This window comes from Propionivibrio soli (genome assembly GCF_025770765.1).
Classification (GTDB): domain Bacteria; phylum Pseudomonadota; class Gammaproteobacteria; order Burkholderiales; family Rhodocyclaceae; genus Propionivibrio; species Propionivibrio soli.
Genome location: NZ_JANZKY010000004.1, coordinates 85,433 through 105,469, shown reverse-complemented (window position 1 = coordinate 105,469; position 20,037 = coordinate 85,433). Strand labels below are relative to the sequence as shown.

20 protein-coding genes are annotated in these 20,037 nt (G+C 60.9%); 4 read left to right on the top strand and 16 right to left on the bottom strand.

Annotation, left to right across the window (positions count from 1 at the left end; genetic code table 11):
* Positions 1–15 precede the first annotated feature (15 nt).
* From NZ453_RS05715 to urtB, 7 genes are all read right to left on the bottom strand, one after another.
* On the bottom strand, positions 16–873 hold the full coding sequence (locus NZ453_RS05715; protein ID WP_263769481.1) for an urease accessory protein UreD: 858 nt from the start codon (positions 871–873) through the stop codon (positions 16–18).
* A 290-nt stretch (positions 874–1,163) separates the two neighbouring features.
* Entirely contained in the window at positions 1,164–1,295 is a 132-nt protein-coding gene (locus NZ453_RS05710; RefSeq protein WP_263769480.1) for a hypothetical protein, read from the bottom strand.
* A 90-nt stretch (positions 1,296–1,385) separates the two neighbouring features.
* Entirely contained in the window at positions 1,386–2,483 is a 1,098-nt protein-coding gene (gene fic, locus NZ453_RS05705; RefSeq protein WP_263769479.1) for a protein adenylyltransferase Fic, read from the bottom strand.
* A gap of 150 nt (positions 2,484–2,633) precedes the next feature.
* On the bottom strand, positions 2,634–3,404 hold the full coding sequence (urtE, locus tag NZ453_RS05700) for an urea ABC transporter ATP-binding subunit UrtE (RefSeq protein ID WP_338051148.1): 771 nt from the start codon (positions 3,402–3,404) through the stop codon (positions 2,634–2,636).
* A gap of 546 nt (positions 3,405–3,950) precedes the next feature.
* Positions 3,951–4,781: an urea ABC transporter ATP-binding protein UrtD gene (gene urtD, locus NZ453_RS05695; protein ID WP_263769477.1), complete on the bottom strand. Its 831-nt coding sequence runs from the start codon at positions 4,779–4,781 to the stop codon at positions 3,951–3,953.
* Positions 4,778–5,974, bottom strand: a complete 1,197-nt coding sequence (gene urtC / locus NZ453_RS05690) for an urea ABC transporter permease subunit UrtC (RefSeq protein WP_263769476.1) — start codon at positions 5,972–5,974, stop codon at positions 4,778–4,780. The genes urtD and urtC overlap by 4 nt, the downstream gene beginning before the upstream one ends.
* A gap of 153 nt (positions 5,975–6,127) precedes the next feature.
* On the bottom strand, positions 6,128–7,693 hold the full coding sequence (gene urtB, locus NZ453_RS05685; RefSeq protein ID WP_338051143.1) for an urea ABC transporter permease subunit UrtB: 1,566 nt from the start codon (positions 7,691–7,693) through the stop codon (positions 6,128–6,130).
* A gap of 319 nt (positions 7,694–8,012) precedes the next feature.
* Here urtB and dctP point away from each other — a divergent pair, with 319 nt between their 5' ends.
* Complete coding sequence (dctP, locus tag NZ453_RS05680; protein WP_263769473.1) at positions 8,013–10,178, top strand: TRAP transporter substrate-binding protein DctP; 2,166 nt, start codon at positions 8,013–8,015, stop codon at positions 10,176–10,178.
* A 34-nt stretch (positions 10,179–10,212) separates the two neighbouring features.
* Here dctP and NZ453_RS05675 read toward each other — a convergent pair whose 3' ends face one another.
* On the bottom strand, positions 10,213–11,202 hold the full coding sequence (locus NZ453_RS05675) for a bile acid:sodium symporter family protein (RefSeq protein WP_263769472.1): 990 nt from the start codon (positions 11,200–11,202) through the stop codon (positions 10,213–10,215).
* Positions 11,203–11,341: 139 nt separating this feature from the next.
* On the opposite strand from NZ453_RS05675, the gene NZ453_RS05670 reads away from it, so the two are divergent.
* Positions 11,342–12,184 carry an AraC family transcriptional regulator gene (locus tag NZ453_RS05670; protein WP_263769471.1) on the top strand — a complete coding sequence of 281 codons (843 nt, stop codon included), beginning with the start codon at positions 11,342–11,344 and terminating at the stop codon, positions 12,182–12,184.
* 65 nt (positions 12,185–12,249) lie between these two features.
* Entirely contained in the window at positions 12,250–12,984 is a 735-nt protein-coding gene (locus NZ453_RS05665; protein WP_263769470.1) for an MBL fold metallo-hydrolase, read from the top strand.
* Positions 12,985–13,207: 223 nt separating this feature from the next.
* Here NZ453_RS05665 and NZ453_RS05660 read toward each other — a convergent pair whose 3' ends face one another.
* Both NZ453_RS05660 and bla read right to left on the bottom strand, forming a co-directional pair.
* Positions 13,208–13,870 (bottom strand): PEP-CTERM sorting domain-containing protein, encoded by a 663-nt coding sequence (locus NZ453_RS05660; RefSeq protein ID WP_263769469.1) that lies wholly within the window; start codon positions 13,868–13,870, stop codon positions 13,208–13,210.
* Positions 13,871–14,140: 270 nt separating this feature from the next.
* Positions 14,141–14,980: a subclass B2 metallo-beta-lactamase gene (gene bla, locus NZ453_RS05655; protein WP_263769468.1), complete on the bottom strand. Its 840-nt coding sequence runs from the start codon at positions 14,978–14,980 to the stop codon at positions 14,141–14,143.
* A 210-nt stretch (positions 14,981–15,190) separates the two neighbouring features.
* Here bla and NZ453_RS05650 point away from each other — a divergent pair, with 210 nt between their 5' ends.
* Positions 15,191–15,439, top strand: a complete 249-nt coding sequence (locus NZ453_RS05650; protein ID WP_263769466.1) for an MBL fold metallo-hydrolase — start codon at positions 15,191–15,193, stop codon at positions 15,437–15,439.
* Between the two features lie 46 nt (positions 15,440–15,485).
* Here NZ453_RS05650 and NZ453_RS05645 read toward each other — a convergent pair whose 3' ends face one another.
* The 6 genes from NZ453_RS05645 to NZ453_RS05620 form a co-directional block, all read right to left on the bottom strand.
* Positions 15,486–15,677 carry a hypothetical protein gene (locus tag NZ453_RS05645; RefSeq protein ID WP_263769465.1) on the bottom strand — a complete coding sequence of 64 codons (192 nt, stop codon included), beginning with the start codon at positions 15,675–15,677 and terminating at the stop codon, positions 15,486–15,488.
* Positions 15,674–16,099 carry a hypothetical protein gene (locus NZ453_RS05640; protein ID WP_263769464.1) on the bottom strand — a complete coding sequence of 142 codons (426 nt, stop codon included), beginning with the start codon at positions 16,097–16,099 and terminating at the stop codon, positions 15,674–15,676. The genes NZ453_RS05645 and NZ453_RS05640 overlap by 4 nt, the downstream gene beginning before the upstream one ends.
* Before the next feature lie 287 nt (positions 16,100–16,386).
* A complete protein-coding gene (locus NZ453_RS05635) occupies positions 16,387–18,327 on the bottom strand; it encodes an MORN repeat-containing protein (RefSeq protein WP_263769463.1) in 1,941 nt (646 codons plus the stop codon).
* A gap of 97 nt (positions 18,328–18,424) precedes the next feature.
* Complete coding sequence (locus tag NZ453_RS05630) at positions 18,425–18,685, bottom strand: hypothetical protein (RefSeq protein ID WP_263769462.1); 261 nt, start codon at positions 18,683–18,685, stop codon at positions 18,425–18,427.
* Positions 18,682–19,104, bottom strand: a complete 423-nt coding sequence (locus NZ453_RS05625; protein ID WP_263769461.1) for a DUF2778 domain-containing protein — start codon at positions 19,102–19,104, stop codon at positions 18,682–18,684. Before NZ453_RS05625 ends, NZ453_RS05630 begins: the two co-directional genes overlap by 4 nt.
* 321 nt (positions 19,105–19,425) lie before the next feature.
* Positions 19,426–19,905, bottom strand: coding sequence for a GNAT family N-acetyltransferase (locus tag NZ453_RS05620; RefSeq protein WP_263769460.1), 480 nt, complete (start codon positions 19,903–19,905; stop codon positions 19,426–19,428).
* Positions 19,906–20,037: the final 132 nt, after the last annotated feature.

Below are 20,037 nucleotides of genomic sequence, written 5' to 3'. Positions count from 1 at the left end.
TCCTCGTTCACGGATTCAGGTATTCCAGATGCGTGCTGGCACGGCGGCGCGGCCCAGCAGGGCGGGGCGCAGCACCTGCCAAAGCGAAACGAACCACAGGCGGGCCGCTTCGCTGTTGTGTCCGAGATAGCGCGCGACGAGCAGGTTCGGCAAGGCCGTCAGCGCGTGGTCGGCACCGTCGGGGGGCGCGATGGTGCGGCAGGCTTCGAGCAGTGGGCCAACTTCGTCCCGGGAAACGAGCGTTGCGAGCAGCGTGCCGCCGACGCTGGCGCCGGCCCAGCCGGTCGGGCTGACGAGCAATGGGTCGTCCCCGGCGAGTTGGCCGCGCTCCAGCCAGACGACATTGCCCTCGCGTTCGATGCGCGTATGCAGGGCGATGAGCCCATGCGTGAAGCGTTCGCCTGACGCGCTGCGCCCGAGGCAGAGGATTTCCCACCCAAGGTAGCGGGCGCCACCAGTCAATACGACGCGGGTCTGCATTCGGCTTCGCGCGCCATCGAAAATGATTGTTTCCTGCGGCAACCATTCCAGAATGGCGCCGTCGCGCACGGAAAAGTCGAGCGTCTGCGAAGCGTCGTCGCCGGCCGAGCGATACCACTTGCCGGCACCCGGTGTAGTGAGCTGAGCGTGTGCTGACTCGGTAACGCGCGCCACGATGCGCAAATGGTCGCCGCCAGCGATGCCTGAGGGCGGATGCAGGACGATGGCCTGGCAGACCGCTTCACCCTCCGGGTAGAGCGCCTTCTGTACGCGCAAGGGGCCGTGGTGGCGGCAATCGCTCAGGATCGTCGCCATGCCGCGAGCGGAAAATTCCAGCGACAGATCGGCTTGCCAGTGCGCCGCGTTCATCAGGGCCGGTTCGACGGGGATCATGGCGGCAAGGCGCTATCAATGGCCAAGCGGCCAGTCCGCCCTGGCTTCGCGCGTGAAACGGAGCCGCAGACTGGCAAACCAGGTCGTCGAAATGGAAGGGCGTAGGGCGAACTCATACTGCGATTATCGCGGCGCCGGGGGCGGATGGTAATACGCAGAATTACGCAGGCGATGGGGTGGATTTCGGTTGTGCCCTTGTTCACATTGATCATTTTCGCGACGTGACGAAAGTGGCCGTCAGGTCTATAACCGATGGACTTACAAGATTCGTTGGTGCACTGGACGGTCAGTCACTGCGCCGGATGCGGCAGCTTCTTGCGCCGCCTGCACAAAGCCAGCAGGGCTGTGCGCAAGACCTCGGCAACAGCCTTCGAGTTCACTTCTTCGCTCTTCAGTTCCTGCGCCGAGATGTGGCAAAGCACGTTCTGGTCGCGCGGGTGTCGCCGTGCTCTCGATGAGGCAGGCCGGGCGGATGCGGGGAAACCTCGTGTGATAGATCGCCACGCGTGTTATCAGCTGCCTTCGCGCAATAGCTTTAAGAGCGCCGGATGGATAAACAACTTCTCCCGCCCCACCTTCTCCTCGCGCAGAATGCCGATGTCGCAAAGCTTCTTGAGGTGTGTTGACGCGGTTTGTCGGTGTGCGAGCCCGGCGTCAACGAGGTTGCCAATGCGGCAATAGGGTTGCTCGAAGATGAGTTCGGCCAGCTCGCGGCTGTAGATTTGCGGTGCTTCCCGGCGCATCTTGTCGGCCATCTCTTGCAGCAGGCTGCGGATCGCGCGAATGCGGCCGGTTGTCCAGCGCGCGGTGTCGGCCACGGCGCGCAACATGTAGAGAATCCAGTCTTCCCAGGCTTTTTCCTTGTTCGCTTCGCGGGTGATGCCAAGCAGGAGGCGGTAGTAGTCCGCCTTGTTGGCAATGATGGCGCGCGAGAGGTAGAGGACCGGCGTATCGAGCAGGCCTTGGTCGACGAGGTAAAGCAGGTTGAGCACGCGCCCGGTACGTCCATTCCCATCGGCGAAGGGGTGGATGGCTTCAAACTGGTAATGGCCGATAGCCATGCGAATCAGCGGATCGAGTTCGGTGGCTTCGTGTAGGAAGCGCTCCCAGTCGGCGAGCTTGTCGCGGATGAGGCTTTCGCCCTCTGGCGGAGTGTAGATGAGCTCGCCGGTTGCATCGTTCGTCAGGGTGGTGCCCGGCGTGTTGCGGATGTCGATGTCCGCGCCCTTGATGGTTTGGCACACCTCGACGGCGGTGCGGGTGGTCAATGGGCGCTGAGCGAGGGACGCAAACCCCTGGCGCAAGGCGGTACGGTAACGTAGCGCTTCTTTGGTGGCCGGATCGGCACGGCCTGAGCGGTCGTCGGCGTACTGGAATAGCCGGTCGGTGGTGGTGACGATGTTCTCAATCTCGGAGCTCGCCTGCGCCTCAAGTAGCGGGATGCTGTTGATGAGCACCGCCTGATTCGGGATCAGCTCGCCAGCCTGCTTGAGTTCGGCCAGCGCCACGCGCGCGTCGATGCACGCCTTGAGGACGGCCCGTGTTTCGACGTCCGCCTGGGGCGGCAGCGGCGGGAGGTCGTTGTAGGGCTTGCTCGGGTCGAACGCCATAAGTCGAAAAATCTCCGCCGCATCGACACGTTCTTAGAATGTGTCGAGTGTATCAACATATCGCGACGATGTGTTGAATATTGGCTTGTGATTCGACATGTTTGGGCCGAAAACGGCCCGGGATCTGGCTATTCGACAGCTTGAACCGAACTAAACCGCCAGCGCCTCGCGCACGCCGTCCTTGTCCATGTCCGCGCCCAGGCCGCGCATGATGAACTCGCCGCGCTCCATCAACAGGTAGTGGTCGGCAAGATCGCGGGCGAAATCGTAGTATTGCTCGACGAGCAGGATGGCGACACGCCCCGTGTCGGCCACTTTGCGAATCGCGTCTTTCACCTCCTGGCGCTCCTCGGCCGACTGGCTGATCTTCTGCGCGATCGGCCGCCGGGCGACGACTCGGATGGCATGCCCGATGTCCTTGATGATCGACGGCTGGATGCCCTCGGTCGGCTCGTCGAGGATCAAGAGCTTGGGGTCCATCGCCAGAGCGCGCCCGATTGCCAACTGTTGCTGCTGGCCGCCGGACAGGTCGCCGCCGCGGCGTCGCAGCATGCTCTTCAATACGGGAAATAACTCGAACACCTGTTCCGGAATCCTTGCTCCCGCAGGTTTGATGGCGAGCCCCATGAGCAGGTTTTCTTCAACCGTCAGACGCGGAAAGATCTCGCGCCCCTGCGGCACGTAGCCGATACCGGCCCGCACGCGCTCGTGCGACGGCGCCTGGGTGACGTCCTTGCCCTGGAAATTGATGCGCCCCGTTTTCGATTTGACGAGCCCCATCAGGCACTTCATCAGCGTCGTTTTTCCAACGCCGTTACGCCCGAGCAGGCTGGTGACCTTGCCCGGTTCGACGTCGAAGGAGAGGCCACGGAGGATGTGGCTGCCACCGTAGTATTGGTTGAGGTTTTCGACTTTGAGCAATTCTGGCTCCTCAAGCGTGGTGGCACGCTGATGTGCCGGGTTCCGCGCCTGACGCGCGGACATACTTTCTTTTGCTTCGCCAAAAGAAAGTAGCCAAAGAAAAGGCGACCCCCGCGTTACGCGACCGGCTCCGCCGGCTTCCCTGCGCTACTCGCGAGGCCGGGCGGCTGCGCAACTCGGGGCTGCGCCCCTCAAACAGTGCTCGCCGACTTCCCCCGGCCTCGCTCCGTTGCTCGGCGCTCCACGAGGGGGAATGCACCCCGGAACGAATCTGATGCCTCGGTACGATGGTGTTCAGGTGGTTTGCGATTCGCCCTCTGAGTCGTCGAGCAGCGCAGGGTGCAACGGGAAAAAGCGCGAGGACTGTCTGAGGGCCGCAGGCCCGAGTTCCGCAGCGCCCCGTTGCGGCCGAGCAGCGCAGAGCACCCGGCGAAGCCGGGCGACGCAGCGGGCGCGCCTTCTTTCTGGCTACTCTTTCTTGGCAAGACAAGAAAGAGTATGCCCGCCGGCAAGGCGGAACAGAGCGGTCGAGGACGCCGATAGCCATCATCGCCCCAGGTAAACCTCAATCACCCGCTGATCGTTCTGCACCGCGTCGAGATCGCCCTCCGCGAGAACAGACCCTTCATGCAACACGGTCACCTTGCCCCCAAGCGCCTTCACAAACGCCATGTCGTGTTCCACCACCACCAGCGAGTGTTTTCCGGCGAGCGAAACGAACAGCTCCGCCGTCCGCATTGTCTCGTCGTCGGTCATTCCGGCGACCGGCTCGTCGAGCAGCAGCAGCCTTGGCTCTTGCATCAACAGCATGCCGATTTCCAGCCACTGCTTCTGGCCGTGCGAGAGCAGGCCGGCAGGGCGGTCGGCTTCGGTGTCGAGGCGGATCAGACGCAGGGTGTCGGCGATGCGGTCGCGGTCGTCGTCGCGCAACCAGGCGGTGAGCGTCGTCAGCGCGCGCTTATCGGTAGTCATGGCGAGTTCGAGGTTTTCGAACACGCTGTGCTGCTCAAAAATCGTCGGTTTCTGGAACTTGCGGCCGATGCCGGCGTGGGCAATTTCCGGTTCGCTGAGCCGGGTGAGGTCGATCGTCTGGCCGAAGAATGCGGAACCCGAGTCGGGGCGCGCCTTGCCGGTGATCACGTCCATCATCGTCGTCTTGCCGGCGCCGTTGGGGCCGATGATGCAGCGCAGTTCACCGGCGTCGATGGCGAGATTCAGTTTGTTCAGCGCCTTGAAGCCGTCGAAACTGACGGTGATGTCCTCCAGGTAGAGGATCACATTGTGCGAGATGTCGAGCGTGCGTCGCTTGCCGGTGTAGGCGTTGCTCTCATCGAGTTCGATGCCGATGATCTTGCGGAAAACGTCGCGGGCGCTCATTCGGTCACCCTCCTGTCGCTCGGCGGAATCGGTGTCAGCGGAGGAGCAAGAACGCTCTCGCGGGGAGGCAGCTCCATGTCGTCGGGCCGCGTTTGCTTCGCCTGACGTAACGTCTTCCACAAACCGACCAGTCCGTGCGGCAACAGCAGCGTGACGACGATGAACAGCAGGCCGAGGAAGAACAGCCAGTATTCGGGAAAGCTTACCGTGAACCAGCTCTTGGCGAGATTGACGACGAAGGCGCCGACGATCGGGCCGATCAATGTGCCGCGGCCGCCGACCGCCACCCAGATCGCGATCTCGATCGAGTTGGCGACGCTCATCTCGGACGGGTTGATGATGCCGACCTGCGGCACGTACAGCGCGCCGGCGATACCGCACAACACGGCCGAGAGTGTCCAGATGAAGAGCTTGAACCACAGCGGGTTGTAGCCGATGAACATGACGCGCGACTCGGCGTCGCGGATTGCCGTCAGCACGCGGCCGTATTTCGAAGCGACCAGCCACCGCGCGAGGACGAAGGTCAGCGCGAGCACGAGCGCCGTGAGGCCGAACAGCACGAGCCGCGTCTGCGGCGAAGTGATCGTGTAACCGAGCACGCGCTTGAAATCCGTGAAGCCGTTGTTGCCGCCGAATCCGGTTTCGTTGCGGAAGAACAGCAACATCGCCGCGTAGGTCAGCGCCTGCGTGATGATCGAGAAATACACGCCCTTAATGCGCGAGCGGAAGGCGAAATAGCCGAAGATGAAGGCGACCAGCGCCGGCACGAGCACGACAAGCGCCGAGACCCAAAGGAAACTGTCGCTGCCTGTCCAGTACCAGGGCAGTTCCTTCCAGTCGAGGAAGACCATGAAGTCGGGCAGATCGCTCTGATAGCTGCCGTCACGCCCGATCTGGCGCATCAGGTACATGCCGAACGCGTAGCCGCCGAGCGCGAAAAATAGACCATGCCCCAGCGAAAGAATGCCGCCGTAGCCCCAGATCAAGTCCATCGCCACGGCGACGATGGCGTAGCACATGATCTTGCCGAGCAAAGTGATTGCGTAGGTCGACACGTGGAAAGCACTTTCAGGCGGCAGTGTGAGGTGAAGAACCGGCACTACCAGAAGCGTGACCGCGAGAAACACCGTGAGCGCAAGACGCGTCCGCCCGTCGAGCGCGGATGCGATGCGGAAGACGAGCGGCCTACGCATGAGAGTCCTCCAAGCGACCAAGCTCGGTCTCCCCCTGACAAGGGGAGGGCGGTGGGTTGAAGGCGGTGGTCCAGGAGAAGCCGCAAACCCCCTCGGCCTCCCTTGCCAGGAAGGAGAGGATGGTCGGAGGCAGGTGGTAGTTCATGGCGGCGCTCAATCGACGAACCGTCCCTTCAAGGCGAACAGGCCTTGCGGACGCTTCTGGATGAAGATGATGATGAACACGAGGACGACGATCTTCGCGATCACCGCGCCCGACCAGCCCTCGAGCAACTTGGTGAAGACGCCCAGGCCAAGCGCGGCCCACACGGCACCGGCGAGTTGCCCGACCCCTCCGAGCACGACGACCATGAAGGCGTCGACGATGTAGCCTTGGCCCATGTCGGGGCCGACGTTGGAGATCTGCGACAGGGCCAGGCCGCCGAGTCCGGCGATGCCGGCGCCGAGCGCGAAAGCGAGCGTATCGATGCGTGCGGTCGGTACACCGACGCAGCCGGCCATGGCGCGGTTCTGCGTCACCGCGCGCACGAACATGCCGAGCCGCGTCTTGTTCATCAGCACCCACATGAGCGCCAGCACGAACAGCGCGAAGCCAATGATGATGATGCGGTTCCAGGGCAGCAGCAGGTTAGGCATCAACTCGATCCCGCCTGACATCCAGCTCGGGTTGGCGACTTCAACGTTCTGCGCGCCGAAAAGCACCCGCGCCGCCTGAATGAGAATCAGCGACAAGCCCCAGGTGGCGAGCAGCGTCTCCAGCGTACGACCATAGAGCCAGCGGATGACCGTGCGTTCCATGACCACGCCGACCAGCGCGGCCGCGAAGAAGGCGAGCGGGATGGCCGCCGGCAGGTACCAGTCAATGGCGCCGGGGAAATAGGCGCGGAACAGACTCTGCATGGCGTAGGCCGAGTAGGCGCCGATCATCAGCAGCTCGCCGTGCGCCATGTTGATGATGCCCATCACACCATAAGTGATGGCGAGGCCGAGCGCGCCGAGCAGCAGGATGCTGCCGAGCGACAAGCCGGAAAATACGCGCCCCAGATTCTCTGTGAGCGAGAGGCGACCGTCGATCGACTTGACCGCCGAGATTGCCGCGTAACGCACCCGCGGATCTGCCTCTCCGGCCTTCTCGGTCAGCGGCAGCAGGAGGCTTTTCACGGCCGGCGACGACGAACCCGACAACGCTTTCACCGCGGCCAGGCGCGCCATCGGGTCGGTATTGGCCAGATTCGACTGCGCGTGCGCGAGCGCCAAAAGCGGCTTGATCCGGGGGTCGGTTTCCTTTTCCAGGGCGCGGGTGAGCAGCGGCGCCATTTCGGGTCCCACCTTGTTTTGCAGCTTCTGCGCCGACTCCAGCCGCACGTTCGCATCGGAGTCGAAGAGTTTGAGTGCCGCCAGCGCGTTCGCCAGTTCGCCGCGAATGCGGTTATTTACGGTGATGGACTCGGCACCATCGGGCATTTTGATCGGCGAGCCGGTCGCCGCTTCGAATGCCTTCTCACCGTCGGCGATCAGCACCCGGTCTCCCGCAACGACGAGCGCATCGTCGGCCATTGCCTGAAGAATGCGGGTGGTGCCCGGGTCGGCAGCCTGCACCAGTTTGCGGATAGCAGCGACCTTGGTACTTGAATCCTCGTCAGCCAACTGGCGCACCAGGGTCGCGTCCGGTGCCGCCCGGGCCGTCAGCGAGGCGGCGATCAGCAACAGGGCAAGCAACGATCTGAACATGACGATTCCGTACGCGGGTGGCTCTTGGAACGGAGCTTACGGACGCGACACGGGCGCTGGAATACGACAAATTGCGTAGGCGCACGGTTTGCTGCCTCGACATGTCGCCATCCCAGGCATTTGTGCAACAATATTTGAACAAGGACAAGTGGCTTTACCAATAACAAAACGTTCGGCAGGTTGTGGCGCCGAAACCCGGGCCAAGGCTTGAGCCGATGAGCGGAGAACTGGCACACGTTGGGTAGCTGACGAACACGCAGCAGGGAGCAGTTGAGAGGATCTGATCAACGTACTTTCGGGGGATCAAATGGGCGTCTCACGCAGAATCCTTGTGCTGGCTGGCATCGCGCTGATCGGGCTCGTCGTGCTCCTTGCCGTTTCCCTTGGCGCGTTATCGTCGGTGGCGACCGCCGCCGGTGTTGCGGGGAAGACCTCCGCCGATGCGGCGGCAAGCGAATTCAAGGCCCTCGGCGAAGCGGTCGCTTCGGCCCAATGGCTGATTCTGATAACCGGCGTGATCTGCTTGGCTGCCGTGGCGGTCGCCGCCTTCGTGACGCTGCGTTCTGCCTCCCGGCCGCTAGGCGCGCTACAAATCTCGATGGCCGATGCGGCCGACCGCCTCGATTTTTCCACGGTCGTGCGCGCGGAGTCCGACGACGAAATCGGGCGTGCGATGCAGATCTACGCCCGGCTGCTTACCCGCCTGGGAAGCGGCCTCAAGGAAATCCAGCAAGCCGTCGCGCATCTGCTTGAAGTGACCGAAGACGTCGACCAGTCCTCGCGCCGCATCGCGCGCAATACGCAAGTGCAGAGCGACGCCTCGACCCACATGGCGTCGGCGATCGAACAGCTTACCGTGAGCATTTCGAAGGTCGCCGAACAGACGCGCGACGCCAGCCGGCACACGCGCGAGTCGAGCGACATCGCCGATCAGAGCGCCAGCGTCATCGTGCAAACCGTCACCGGAATTCGTGAGATCGCGCAGACGGTCGGCGAGGCGAACGCGCGCATCCGTGCTTTGCGCGGTGACTGCGAAAGCATTTCCTCGATGGCCGTCATGATTCGGGAAATCGCCGACCAGACAAACCTTCTCGCGCTCAACGCCGCCATCGAAGCGGCGAGGGCCGGCGAGCAGGGACGCGGCTTCGCCGTCGTTGCCGATGAAGTACGCAAGCTCGCCGAGCGTACGCGGCAGGCTACCCGCGAGATCACCGCGCTGCTCGACAAAATGCAGGAGAGCACCCGCGAAGCCGTGGACAGCATGGGCAGTACCGAAAAAGCGGTGAAGGAAAACGTGAACAGCGCACAGGCAGCCGGGACCTTGATCGAGAAGCTCAAATCGGGGGCTGAGGCGGCCGCCACAGTCGTCGACGAAATCTCGGGCGCCATCCGCGAGCAGGAGACGGCCAGTTCAGTCATCTCGCGCAACATCGAGCAGATCGCCCGAATGAGCGGAGAGAATTCCGAAGCCGCCAGCGCCTCGGCGGCCGCGGCGAGCCGGATGACGCAGGTAGGCATGGAGCTCGTGCGCGTCGTCTCGGCATACAAGGTGGACAGCGGGCCGGCGAAGATCGTGCTGCGCTCCGCAGACATTCACCCAGCCGACCATCCGGCCGTACGCGCCGCGCAGGCGATGGCGGAGATCCTGGAACGCAAGACCAACGGGCGCATCCGCCTGAAAGTGGTACCCGGTGGCGTCTTCGGCTCCGAGAAGGAGGCCGTCGAGGCGGTCAAGGCCGGCACGCTCGAAATGACCCGCACCAACGCTTCCGCCTTCAACAAAGATTGCCCGGGCACCGTGATACCGTCGTTGCCGTTCCTCTTCAACTCGACGCAGCACATGCAGCACGCGATGGACGGCGCACCCGGTCGCGAAATCCTCGCCTCGCTGTCGGTGGCCGGCTACGTCGGGCTCGGTTTCTACGACAACGGTGCGCGCTGCGTCTATGCCAACACCCCGATCCGTTCGTTGGCCGACATGCGGGATCTGAAGATGCGCGTCATGCAGTCGGACCTCTGGGTCGCCATCGCCGAAGCCATGGGTGCGCGCGGGGCGCCGCTGCCGCAGGATCAGGTGACCACGGCGGTGCGCTCGGGGCTCATCGACGCGGCCGAGAACAGCATCGTCATCTTCGACGGCTATCGGCACTTCGACGTCTTCAAGTACTTCTGTCACACCGAGCACGCCATGGCGCCCGACCTGCTCGTGTTTTCCAAAAAGCGCTGGGATGCGCTCTCGCCCGAGGATCAGCAGATCATCGCCGACGCCGCGCGCGAGTCGGTCGGCATCATGCGCCGCTATCTGCACGAGAGCGAAGAGGTGTCGCGTCAGAACGCCGTCAAGGCGGGAACGATCTTCGTCAAGGACGTGGACAAGGCCTCGTTCCGCAACGCGATGCGCCCGGTGTACGACCGCTTCATCGTCACGCCACAACAGAAGGCATTGTTCCAGGCCATCAAGAACATGAAGTAAGGAAGAGCACCGTCGGCGCCTTCCGCATCGCTGCTCAGGCTCGCCGCGCGTAGCGCTCGGCGAGCATCGAGCAGACGAAGAGTTGAAGCTGGTGATAGAACATGATCGGCAGGACGATCAGCCCCAGCGAGGGATGGGACCCAAACAGCAGCGCCGCCATCGGCACGCCCGAGGCGAGCGTTTTCTTCGAGCCGCAGAAAACGATCGTGATCTCGTCTTCCTTGGCAAAACCCAGGCGCCGCGCGAGCCACGTCGACAGCGTGAGGACCACGGCGAGCAGGACAGCCGCGCCGAAGAGCGTGACGAAGATGATGCTGCGCCCATGGTCGCGCCACAGCCCGGCGGCAACCGAGTCGCAGAAAGCAGCGAAGACGAGCATCAGGATGACGAACTTGTCGAGCTTGCCCGTCACCGCCTTGTAGCGGTTGAACCATCTGAAGAGCAGGGGGCGCGCCAACTGGCCGACGAGCAGCGGCAGCAAGAGCACGCGCGCGATGCTGACGATCGTATCGAAAAGCGGCGGCTGGCCGGGCTGCGCACCGGCAAGCAGGCCCACCAGCAGCGGCGTTAGCGCGATGCCGAGCAGGCTCGACAAGGTGGCATTGAAAATGGCCGCTGGTACGTTGCCGCGTGCCATGCCGGTCATGGCCACCGAGGACGTGATCGTCGACGGCAACACGCACAGATACAGGAAACCGAGCATCAGTGCCGGTGGCACGATGGGTGCGAACGCCTTGCTGAACGGAAAGAAGAGGAGGGGAAAGATCGCGAAGGTCAGCACTTGAACCACCATGTGGACCGGCCAACGCATCAATCCGGCCTTGAAGCTCGAGGTCGAGATCGTGAGGCCGTGTAAAAAGAAAACCAGCCCGACGCCGATATCGACGAGATTCTCCATATGCAGCCAGCCGCCGCTACGTCCGGCGTCGGGAAACAGCGAAGCGAGCACGACGGCGCTCAGCATGCCGATAAGAAACCAGTCGCGCGCCAGGCGGCGAAGGTGTTTGGTGATGGTGGCGAACATCGGTGGCAGCGTGTGTGAAAGGCGGGGGCTGCGGCATGCCCGGGCGGTGCAGGGCTTGCCTGAAACGTACGTCTGGACTATATAGCCGGTAGCGGTTGCCGGCTAGCGGCAATCGGCCAGCTTATATTGCCAATCGGACATGCCTTCCCAAACCCAACGCCACCGCGATGCCCGCAATGCTCGCGGCGTCAGCGGAACCAGCGGTACTACACTGCGCCGCCAGCGCGCGGTACCTCAACTCGCAACGTTGCCCCGGCCGCTCTACCCGCGCACCGAAGCGCTGGCGGCCGGCTCGTTCAGCTCACCGCACCGGCATGCATGGGGCCAGCTCTGTTACGCGAGCGAAGGCGTCCTCGACATCCGCACGCCGCTTGGCAACTACGTGGCGCTGCCCCACTGCGCCGTGTGGATTCCCGCACAGATGGAGCATCAGCTGCTCAATCTTGGCGAAGCCGAAATGCGCAGTTTCTATCTTGAACCTGCGCTGTTTCCTTGGCCTTCCGGGCGATGCCGTGTGCTCGAAATGACGCGACTGGTGCGCGAGCTGATCCATGCCGCCTCCTCATTCCCCGCCGACTACCCGCTCGACGGCCCCGAAGCGCGGCTGGTACAGGTGCTCGTGGATCAATTGATCGCTCTGCCGGAAGCCGCATTTTCGCTGGCGCTGCCGCAGGACGAACGGCTCCGCCGCGTGCAGGCGAGCATCCAGGACAACCCGGGCGACTCTCAAACGTTAGCTCAATGGGCGGCCGAACTCGGTACGTCGGAGCGCAACCTCGCTCGCCTGTTCCGCCAGGAGACGGGCCTGCCGTTCCGCCTCTGGCGCCAGCGGCTGCGCCTCATGCTCTCGCTCGCGGGGCTTGAAGCGGGGCACGCAGTCACGCGGGTAGCGCTCGACTATGGATACGACACGCCATCGTCGTATATTGCCGCCTTTCGCGCGTTGTTCGGGAGAACGCCGGGCGAAATCATCGGAAAGTAGGGCGTCTGCCAGCCGTGCAGCGGCTGGCGGATGCAAGACAATCAGTAAGGGAGAACAAGAAGCAAATGAAGCCAGCAAAAAAACACGTCCTTCTCGCCGTCGCCGCACTCGCCATCGTGGCCCTCGGCTTTGGGGGATTCTCGTTGATAAAAGCCCAGCAGGAACGCGCCGAGTACGCCAAATTCCGGCCGCTACCAACCGGCCCGGTCGGCGACGGCATCGAAGCGATCCGCGATGACTTCGTGAACATGTACGTTCTGCGGGATGGGAATCATCTCGCATTGATCGATGCCGGCGTAAGCGCCGAATCGGTGGGCCGCGAGCTTCGGCAAGCGAATATCGACCCGGCCGCCGTCGAACACATCTTTCTCACCCACGCCCACTACGACCACATCGGCGCGTTGGTGCTATTCAAGAATGCCCGTATTCATATCGCACGCCCCGAACTCGCCAAGCTCGGTGATAAAGAAAAAGCCGGCTTCCCCGTAGCGCCGACGCCCTTCGACGATGGCGAGCACCTGCAGCTCGGCAACTCCACCATCCAGGCGCTCATCGTCCCCGGCCATACACCGGGCTCGACGGCCTACCTTTTCAACGGAAAAACGCTCTTCACCGGCGACACGCTGGCACTGGAGAACGACCACGTAACCCCGTTCAACGAACGCTTCAACCTCGACACCGCGCTCCAGCGCGAATCGCTCTCCAAGCTCGCGCGACTGCAAGGCATTACGAGGATAGCCACCGCGCATTACGGAACGAGCACCGACTACAGCACAGCGTTTAAAGGATGGGCACCTTGAGCGGGTTTCGCCCCGCGTGTTGCTTGCCGCCTGATTGGCCCAAAGAAGCATTCGGCACAAGACGTATTCTTCTGCTCGTCCGGTGAGTGGTGACGACGCACGCCGTTCGTTGCAGGAGCCAGTGGGTCGAGTTAGGAGAACGCCGACCTGAGTTCTGATCAGGAACTCAAAAAACAAAAGGCGGCCACTTGGGCCGCCTTTCCTTTTGCTGTTGCAGGTTCTTCTACTTTTGACGCCGACGCGAGCTCGCGAGTCCAGCCAGCGCTATTCCCAACAGCGCCAGGGTGGCCGGTTCCGGCACGCCACGTTCGGTTGAACCGAAGGTGCCCGTAAAGTCGTCGATGATGTATCGACTGGCGAGGGTGGAGTCGAAGTCAAACGTGGCATAGCTCGCTACGCCCGCAAATGTGAGATTGACCAGTCCTTCCGGGAAACTGCTCTCGGTGCTTGGGCCGGGTGGATCGGTGAAATCGGCACTTGTGGTTATCGACGCAAGGAGATGGTTCAGCGCGTCGTAGATCGAGAAGGTGACAGAAACAGGTGGGCCGCCGGAACCGGTACTCATGGCAAAACCAAAGCCAAGCGAGCCAATTGCGCCGTTGAAGAAATTAACCTTCAAATCCGGTGCTAACCCCGTTGTGCCTTCAATCCCCGGCTCGTGGATATACGACATATTGGTGCCCGGTCCGACCGTGTTGAAACCAAAGGGATCTGTCGTGCTGAACAGAACGTCGGTTACAGCGTCACCATCGCCATCGTAAGCAAAGCTCGTTGCTCCCGAGACCAGTGTGTCGAACGTAATGACGGCGCCATGGCTTAAAGACGCGCTTCCCAAGAGCGCGGCTACCAACAATGGGCGCAACGATTTTCCAAGTATTGAACTCATTTTGCCTCCCAAATAGGTTTCTGAAATGGGTGTCTCTTGGTAGACATTTAGGCAAAGCAAGAGGCTTGCCGAGCAGCCGGAATTGGCCTGATGTGTTATAAAATCAATAAGTTATAACAATTTCTAGCAACTTTTCTGCGCTTGAAAACTTCTTGTCAGTCGGAGGTGTAAAGAAAACCAACAGGGCCGCGCAGGGGCGATTCGACGTTCTCGTTTTCGTGTTGTATTCAATTGAGCCCGATACCTTGCGCGGCATTTTTGATGCAAAGGTCAGCGGCCTGCCTTCGTGTCGTTCACAGCCGGTTTTGATTGAGCCACCGCCCCTTTGGTTTGCGGCTCCTGCGCGGGATTGTTCTGTAGCAGTTCCAAGTACTGGTCTATGAGGTTCGCTCCGTGCACGGAGGACCAATGCCCGGCAACTACGGTTCCGATCTCAAGGTTGAGGCCTTTGAGCTTCTGCAGCGTTTTGGAATAGTCCGGTACGTTGGCAAAGGAGAGGTTGCCGAGCTGTTCTTTCAGAATGCAGCCGCCATAGAGAACCTTTTCCTCTGGAAAGTACACAAAAATGCCATCGGGAGTGTGGGATTGACCAAGGTAAAGAGCTCTGACTCGGCCACCTTGGAGGTCGAAGTCGCCCGGATACGTTTTTGTGGGAAGAACCAACGGCACGTTGGGGTAGCTGGGAATGCCGCTGCGCGTCCAATCGACGACCTTGACCCAATCGCTCTTGAGAAGGTCGTATGTCATCTGCGTTGAAATGATCTGCGCGCCGATGCTCTTCCAGTAAGCATTGCCGCCCGCACGGTCAGGATGGTAATTCGTGTTGATGACTTCGCCGATCGGCTTGTCGGATATTTCCCTGATTCTCTTTGCGAGAAGTTCTGCCGTTTCAGGCGTCCATGTGGCACCGACGACGGTTACCGATTTTTCACCAACGTAAACCACCGAGTTTTCTTTTGAGTAGTAGTCGTCTTCCGCCACATAGATGTGCCCAGTAAGGTGGCTGAGAAACAAGTCCGGTGGAGCGGCAAGCGCAAGAGGGCACCAAAAAAGAGGTACCCAAATGGGGATGTTCCTGATTATCGAAATGAGTGACTGCCGGAAAGGCATAGCGGGTCTCCTTCTATTGAAAGCTGCAGAAATAATGCGTTTGACATGATGAGCCGGGTGGGCAGGAGGCGCAATCTCATTTGCCAGAACAGCCCGCGGGCAACGATAAGGGGGGCAACTCGATTTGTGTTGCCCAATTTTTCAGTCCGCCGCGGGTGCGCCTTAGAGGCGATGTCCAGCTTTTTTTGGGCTCATTACGCCAGAAGGCGCATGCCAGGAACGTCAAAACCGGGCTCGACGGCCTACCTTTTCAACGGAAAAACGCTGTTCACCGGCGATACGTTGGCCTTGGAGAACGACCACGTAACCCCGTTCAACGAACGCTTCAACATGGACACCGCGCTCCAGCGCGAATCGATCTCCAAACTCGCTCGACTGCAAGGTATTACGAGGATTGCCACCGCGCATTCCGGAACGAACACCGATTATGGCGCGGCGTTTGAAGCGTGGAAGCCGTGATGCGCCGGGGATTGCCCAAGCAACAAGAATTGCGACTGCCTATCGGCTAACGCTCCCGGCCGTCGGTTCGATTCGCTTGGCGGAGGGCTTTGCGGAGGCGCCGGTTATCGACAAGCAGCGATATCACGCTGATCGCCATGACAACCAGCGCGCCGTACTCACCCGAATAGTGCCAGAGTCCCCACGCGAATACTGAGGCGAGAATTCCAACAACCAGTAATAGTGCTCCGTCTTTCATACCGCTGCCATAAAGCGGTACGTTGCGCGATGTGCGACCTTGCTATCGAGAATCCCCGGGTACCTCACCAACGCAGTACGCACCCACGGTTTGCCGATGTTGTTATTTGCCGCCAAAGAAAGAGCGTCGGATATTGTGGTTCCTCCCGCCAGTGAGCGTCCCGTAGCGATGGCAATACTTCCTATTACTGCCCCCACATAGAAGGCTGCCGATACAGCGCCGACTGTGGCAAGTCGTTCAAGGCGAGATCCCGCTCTAGCCATTTCCATCACGGTGACCTTGGTACCAAATTGATCCACGTACTTCGCCATGGCGGTTACGTTTGCCAACGCAAGTTGCAGATTTCCATAAAGCGTTTCGGGGGCTGGTAACCCCAGTGCTTCCATGTTTTCGCTGAAGTATTTGTAGAAATCGGAGGCCACGGTATTTCCCGTTGTGTTATGAAGCTTGGATATTGTTTCATATTGCGGATCCGTGGTGTGAGAGTTGTTGCTTTTTTCCGATAGATCGATTTGTAGTATTCGTTTTTTGCTGGGGCAACACAGGACCGTCTCGCCGCACGAGGCCTATGTTGGTAATCGCCGGGAGCCCACCGTGCCGGGAAAACAGCCACGCCAAGGCGCATGCTTAGGACCGACCCGGCTCGGTTGACGTCAGATAAACCGGCCGGGCCCGCCCTTCGGAAAGAAACGAATGGCCGAGACGATGGCTATTGGGCAACTTCGCGCGAGTCCGACAACGCGCTGCAGTTCCCACTCTCACAGCGATAGGTCTGCCTCTCCGTGGTAAACCCGCGCAGCTTCGGGACGTCGCGTGCGCCGACCTTGAGGCCTGTTCCGCACAGGAAAAGTTTGCCTTGGCCGTCAGGGCTGGGGCGGTCGCTGCGCGGATTGGCGCAACCGGACAGCGACAATTGACTTCGTAGGCCCGCATCGCCCTTGTCGCCGACTGAGGTCTTCTGCACCGGACCGTCGCAGAACCAATAGTCTTGCGTGTTGCGATGGCAAACGGCGACAGCTTCCGGAACGGTGACGACGGGCTTGGCCGCTGGCGGCGCAACCGGGCTGCTGGAGCGCGCGGCTTCCTCTCGCGCAGCCTGCTCGCGAGGACGCGCCGGGTTCTGGGCCGGGTCGGAGCCGATACGCTCGGACACTTGTCGCCCGACTTCGCTCCGCGGTTGCGACTCTCGCCCCTGGTGCGCGCCTTCTTCATTCGTTACGCGCCGTTGATCCGCTGATTCGCGGGCAAGCTGTTGCTTGGCAGCCTGGATTTGCGCGTGCATCCGCGCATTGCTCTCTGCGATTGCCTGGTATTCGCGCGCTGTCTTTGCCGAAGCTTCCGGCGAGAAAACACCCGGACTGCGACTTGCCGCTCGACGCATGTCTTCGGCGGCCTGATTTTGACGCTCGTAAGCGGCGGCGCGTTCGCGTTCCCTGTCGGCGGCTCTGCGTGCTCTTGCCTCGTCCTCCCGCTGCTGCAAGTAGTCAAGGTGGGCGATCGCCTGTGCGCTGCGCACGGCGGCTTCTCTCTGGCGTTGTTGGTGCACGGCATCGACGCGCGCCCCCTGCGCCATATTGCAGGGCTCCGCTTTGCCCTGATAGGCGCATCGGCCGTCGCCGTGGGGCAGGTTATTGACGAAGGGGCCCTCCCAGTCCCAGTACCAGGAGCGGCCCTTCCCGTCGGCATTGAGGCCCGCCTCCCGCTTGAAGCCCTGGCTGAACCGTAGTTGTGCATCCATTTTTCCGGACAGAGAGCGGGCGACGACCAATGGAGGATCGCTCTTGTCCATCCAGGCGAGAGTCGAGTTACCCGTCGGCTGTCCGTCCTTGAAGGTCGCGGATATGCGACGGCCCGACTTGTGCCAAAGCTCGACCTCGCCGGTAGGCTTGCCACCGGCACAGCTACCTTTCAGGAGTTGCCAGTCTGCCGGCAAGGCGGCGCAGGGCGGCAGCGAGCCGGCTTGTCTTACGACGGGTAGTTGTTCGAGGAGCACGTCCTTCCAGTACAACAATTCGTCTTTGTCGCCGTTGGGATAGTCGAGCGTGGCTAGTCCCGACCGTGTCCCGTCGTAGTCGTAGTACTCGCTCAGTTTTCGGCCGTCGGCGTACTGAAGCGTGTGCCGGCTGTTGCTGAACTTGCCGTTGTCAAAATTGGCATTCTCGATCTTGTCTCCGTTGGCCCACGTGATCGATCCCTTGCCGTGCAGCTTGCCGTTCTGAAAGGTGCCCTGCAGCGTACGGTCGGGACACGTGATCTTGCCGGGGCCGGAGAGTTCCTGATTCTTGAAACTCCCTTCATGCACGCAACCATCTAGCCGCGTGTCGCGTCCGCTGATGTATTGCAAGTTCGCGCTGTCATGCTCGTCCGGCTGGATGAGCCCCTCAAAGCGCCGGCCGTCACCGCGAACCAGCGTGCCGTTCAACACCCCGCCGTTCCTCTTCCCTTGCCATACGTGGGAATCCGGCCCGGACGTGCCGTAGGTCACCTTGCCGTCGACCAGGTAGCCATCGAGGAACATACCCTCGACGGTAAACGGCACGCCTTTGAAATCGGTGCGCGAAATGGAGTGGTACTCGGGAACGCTGGCGCAGCCCGCGACGGCGAGAGTCAGGGCCACCGATAAAATTGTTTGCAGTCTGCTATTAGTCATGGATGGTTATCGGCGAATTGGAATTGTGATAACCATCTTATCGGAAGTGTTTCTTTGGTCAAACGGGCGAGCCATGAGCGCGGCTGCGCCTGGTTTCTCAGCGCTTCTTACGCCAGATTGTCAGTGACAGGAACGTCAACGCCGAGACAACGAGTGCGCTTATCGACAAGCCGACCAATATCTCCAGATCGGCAACATCTTCCGCATTCTGAGCCCCATACAGCGCGGCGAGGTATTCCGCGACGGGTTTGGGAAACGTGGGAAACAACTCCGGGTGGATAAGCCAAAGCCGGGTGAGAAGCATCGAGGCGAGGGCGATCCACAGGACAACGACGACGGCTTGAGCACTGCGCTTCATTTAACGAGAACCTTGCCGTAAGCCTTCAAAGTCGTGCCAGGGATGGCAATTTGAGCAGAACCCTTCAAGAGAGCCCGCAAGCGTTGAAAATCACTCTGTGACTCGATCGTTATACAACCTTCGCTGATACCGAGTGGGCCTTTGGGGTGCAACCGGAAACTGCCCCGCTTGATCTTGTTGCAGTACGTGGTGTCGTCGATCTTGTCGTCGATTGCATAGAGCGCGAACCACTCTCTGCGGTCGTTGAACATATCGCGAAGAGGGCCAAGAAGCCCGCCGGATTGCCGGTCAACGATGTAGTAGGTTCCCGGAGGGATGGGGCCTGCGCTCGCATGGCACGCGTATTCGCGCCGGTTGGCTTGCCCACCGAGCCCTGAAAACGCTGGAAATGACGACGCACCGCACTGCAGAGCGCTCATTGGCTTACCGTTCAGTTCAAACGTACAGTCTGGCATTTGATTCCTTTTCGACACTCGACGGGTTGTTCACTAACGTAACCACGATCAAATTGCGGTCGTCATACTGCCGTGAATGAGTAAATGGCGCAAGCCAACGGCATAGATGGACACGGAATTGCTGTTCCAGGACGTTCGTATGGCGAATCGATCTTCCGCTTGCTCAGGAAGTTGGAACGCGCAGATGTGATCGACTGTTGCTAAGAATCCCGATGAAGAACTCGGCGCAAAAAGAGGGAAGAGTTACTTCTTACCTTTCGCTGAAAAGCGGGGTGACCAATCAGGTCAAATGCTTGAAAGCCTGGAATAGACGCCTGGATGCGAATCTGGAATTGCGATTGCCCCGCATAGCTTTGAGTAAAACTCCTCGGAGCTCACCCAGCCGATCACCGCATAGGCATACCCGGCCTCTCGCATCGACAGCAAGCAGGATAGAACAAGCTCTCGCGCAATACCCCGGCCTCGCCATTTTTCACTTACCCCCAAAGGGCCAAGCATCCCTTTGGCCGTGCCATCCCAGCAGCAGAAGCCGACGATCTTTTTGTCATGAACGGCGATATAGCAAGTGGTCGGTTGTTGCGATAGGGCAAGCTCGCACTCTCCAACCCATCCAGCGTTGGTACGGCTGAATTGGTCATGAACGAAATCGGTGATCAGGTGCCGATCAAGCGCCATCGCGCGTTTGACGAAGACTCCATTCCTTTCGACTTCTTCCTTTTTGCTCGTGTTTGTGAAGTCGTATAGCTTGACGAGCATATCTGTCATCTGTTTGAACCCCTTTGGCTCGGTTTGATTCGAAAATGGCATTCAGGTACAAGTTTTAAACTCAGATAACGAGAGCCCGGTCTGGATATGGTTTCAACAGGGACCATGTGAGCGGCTTGGTAGAGGAAGGGG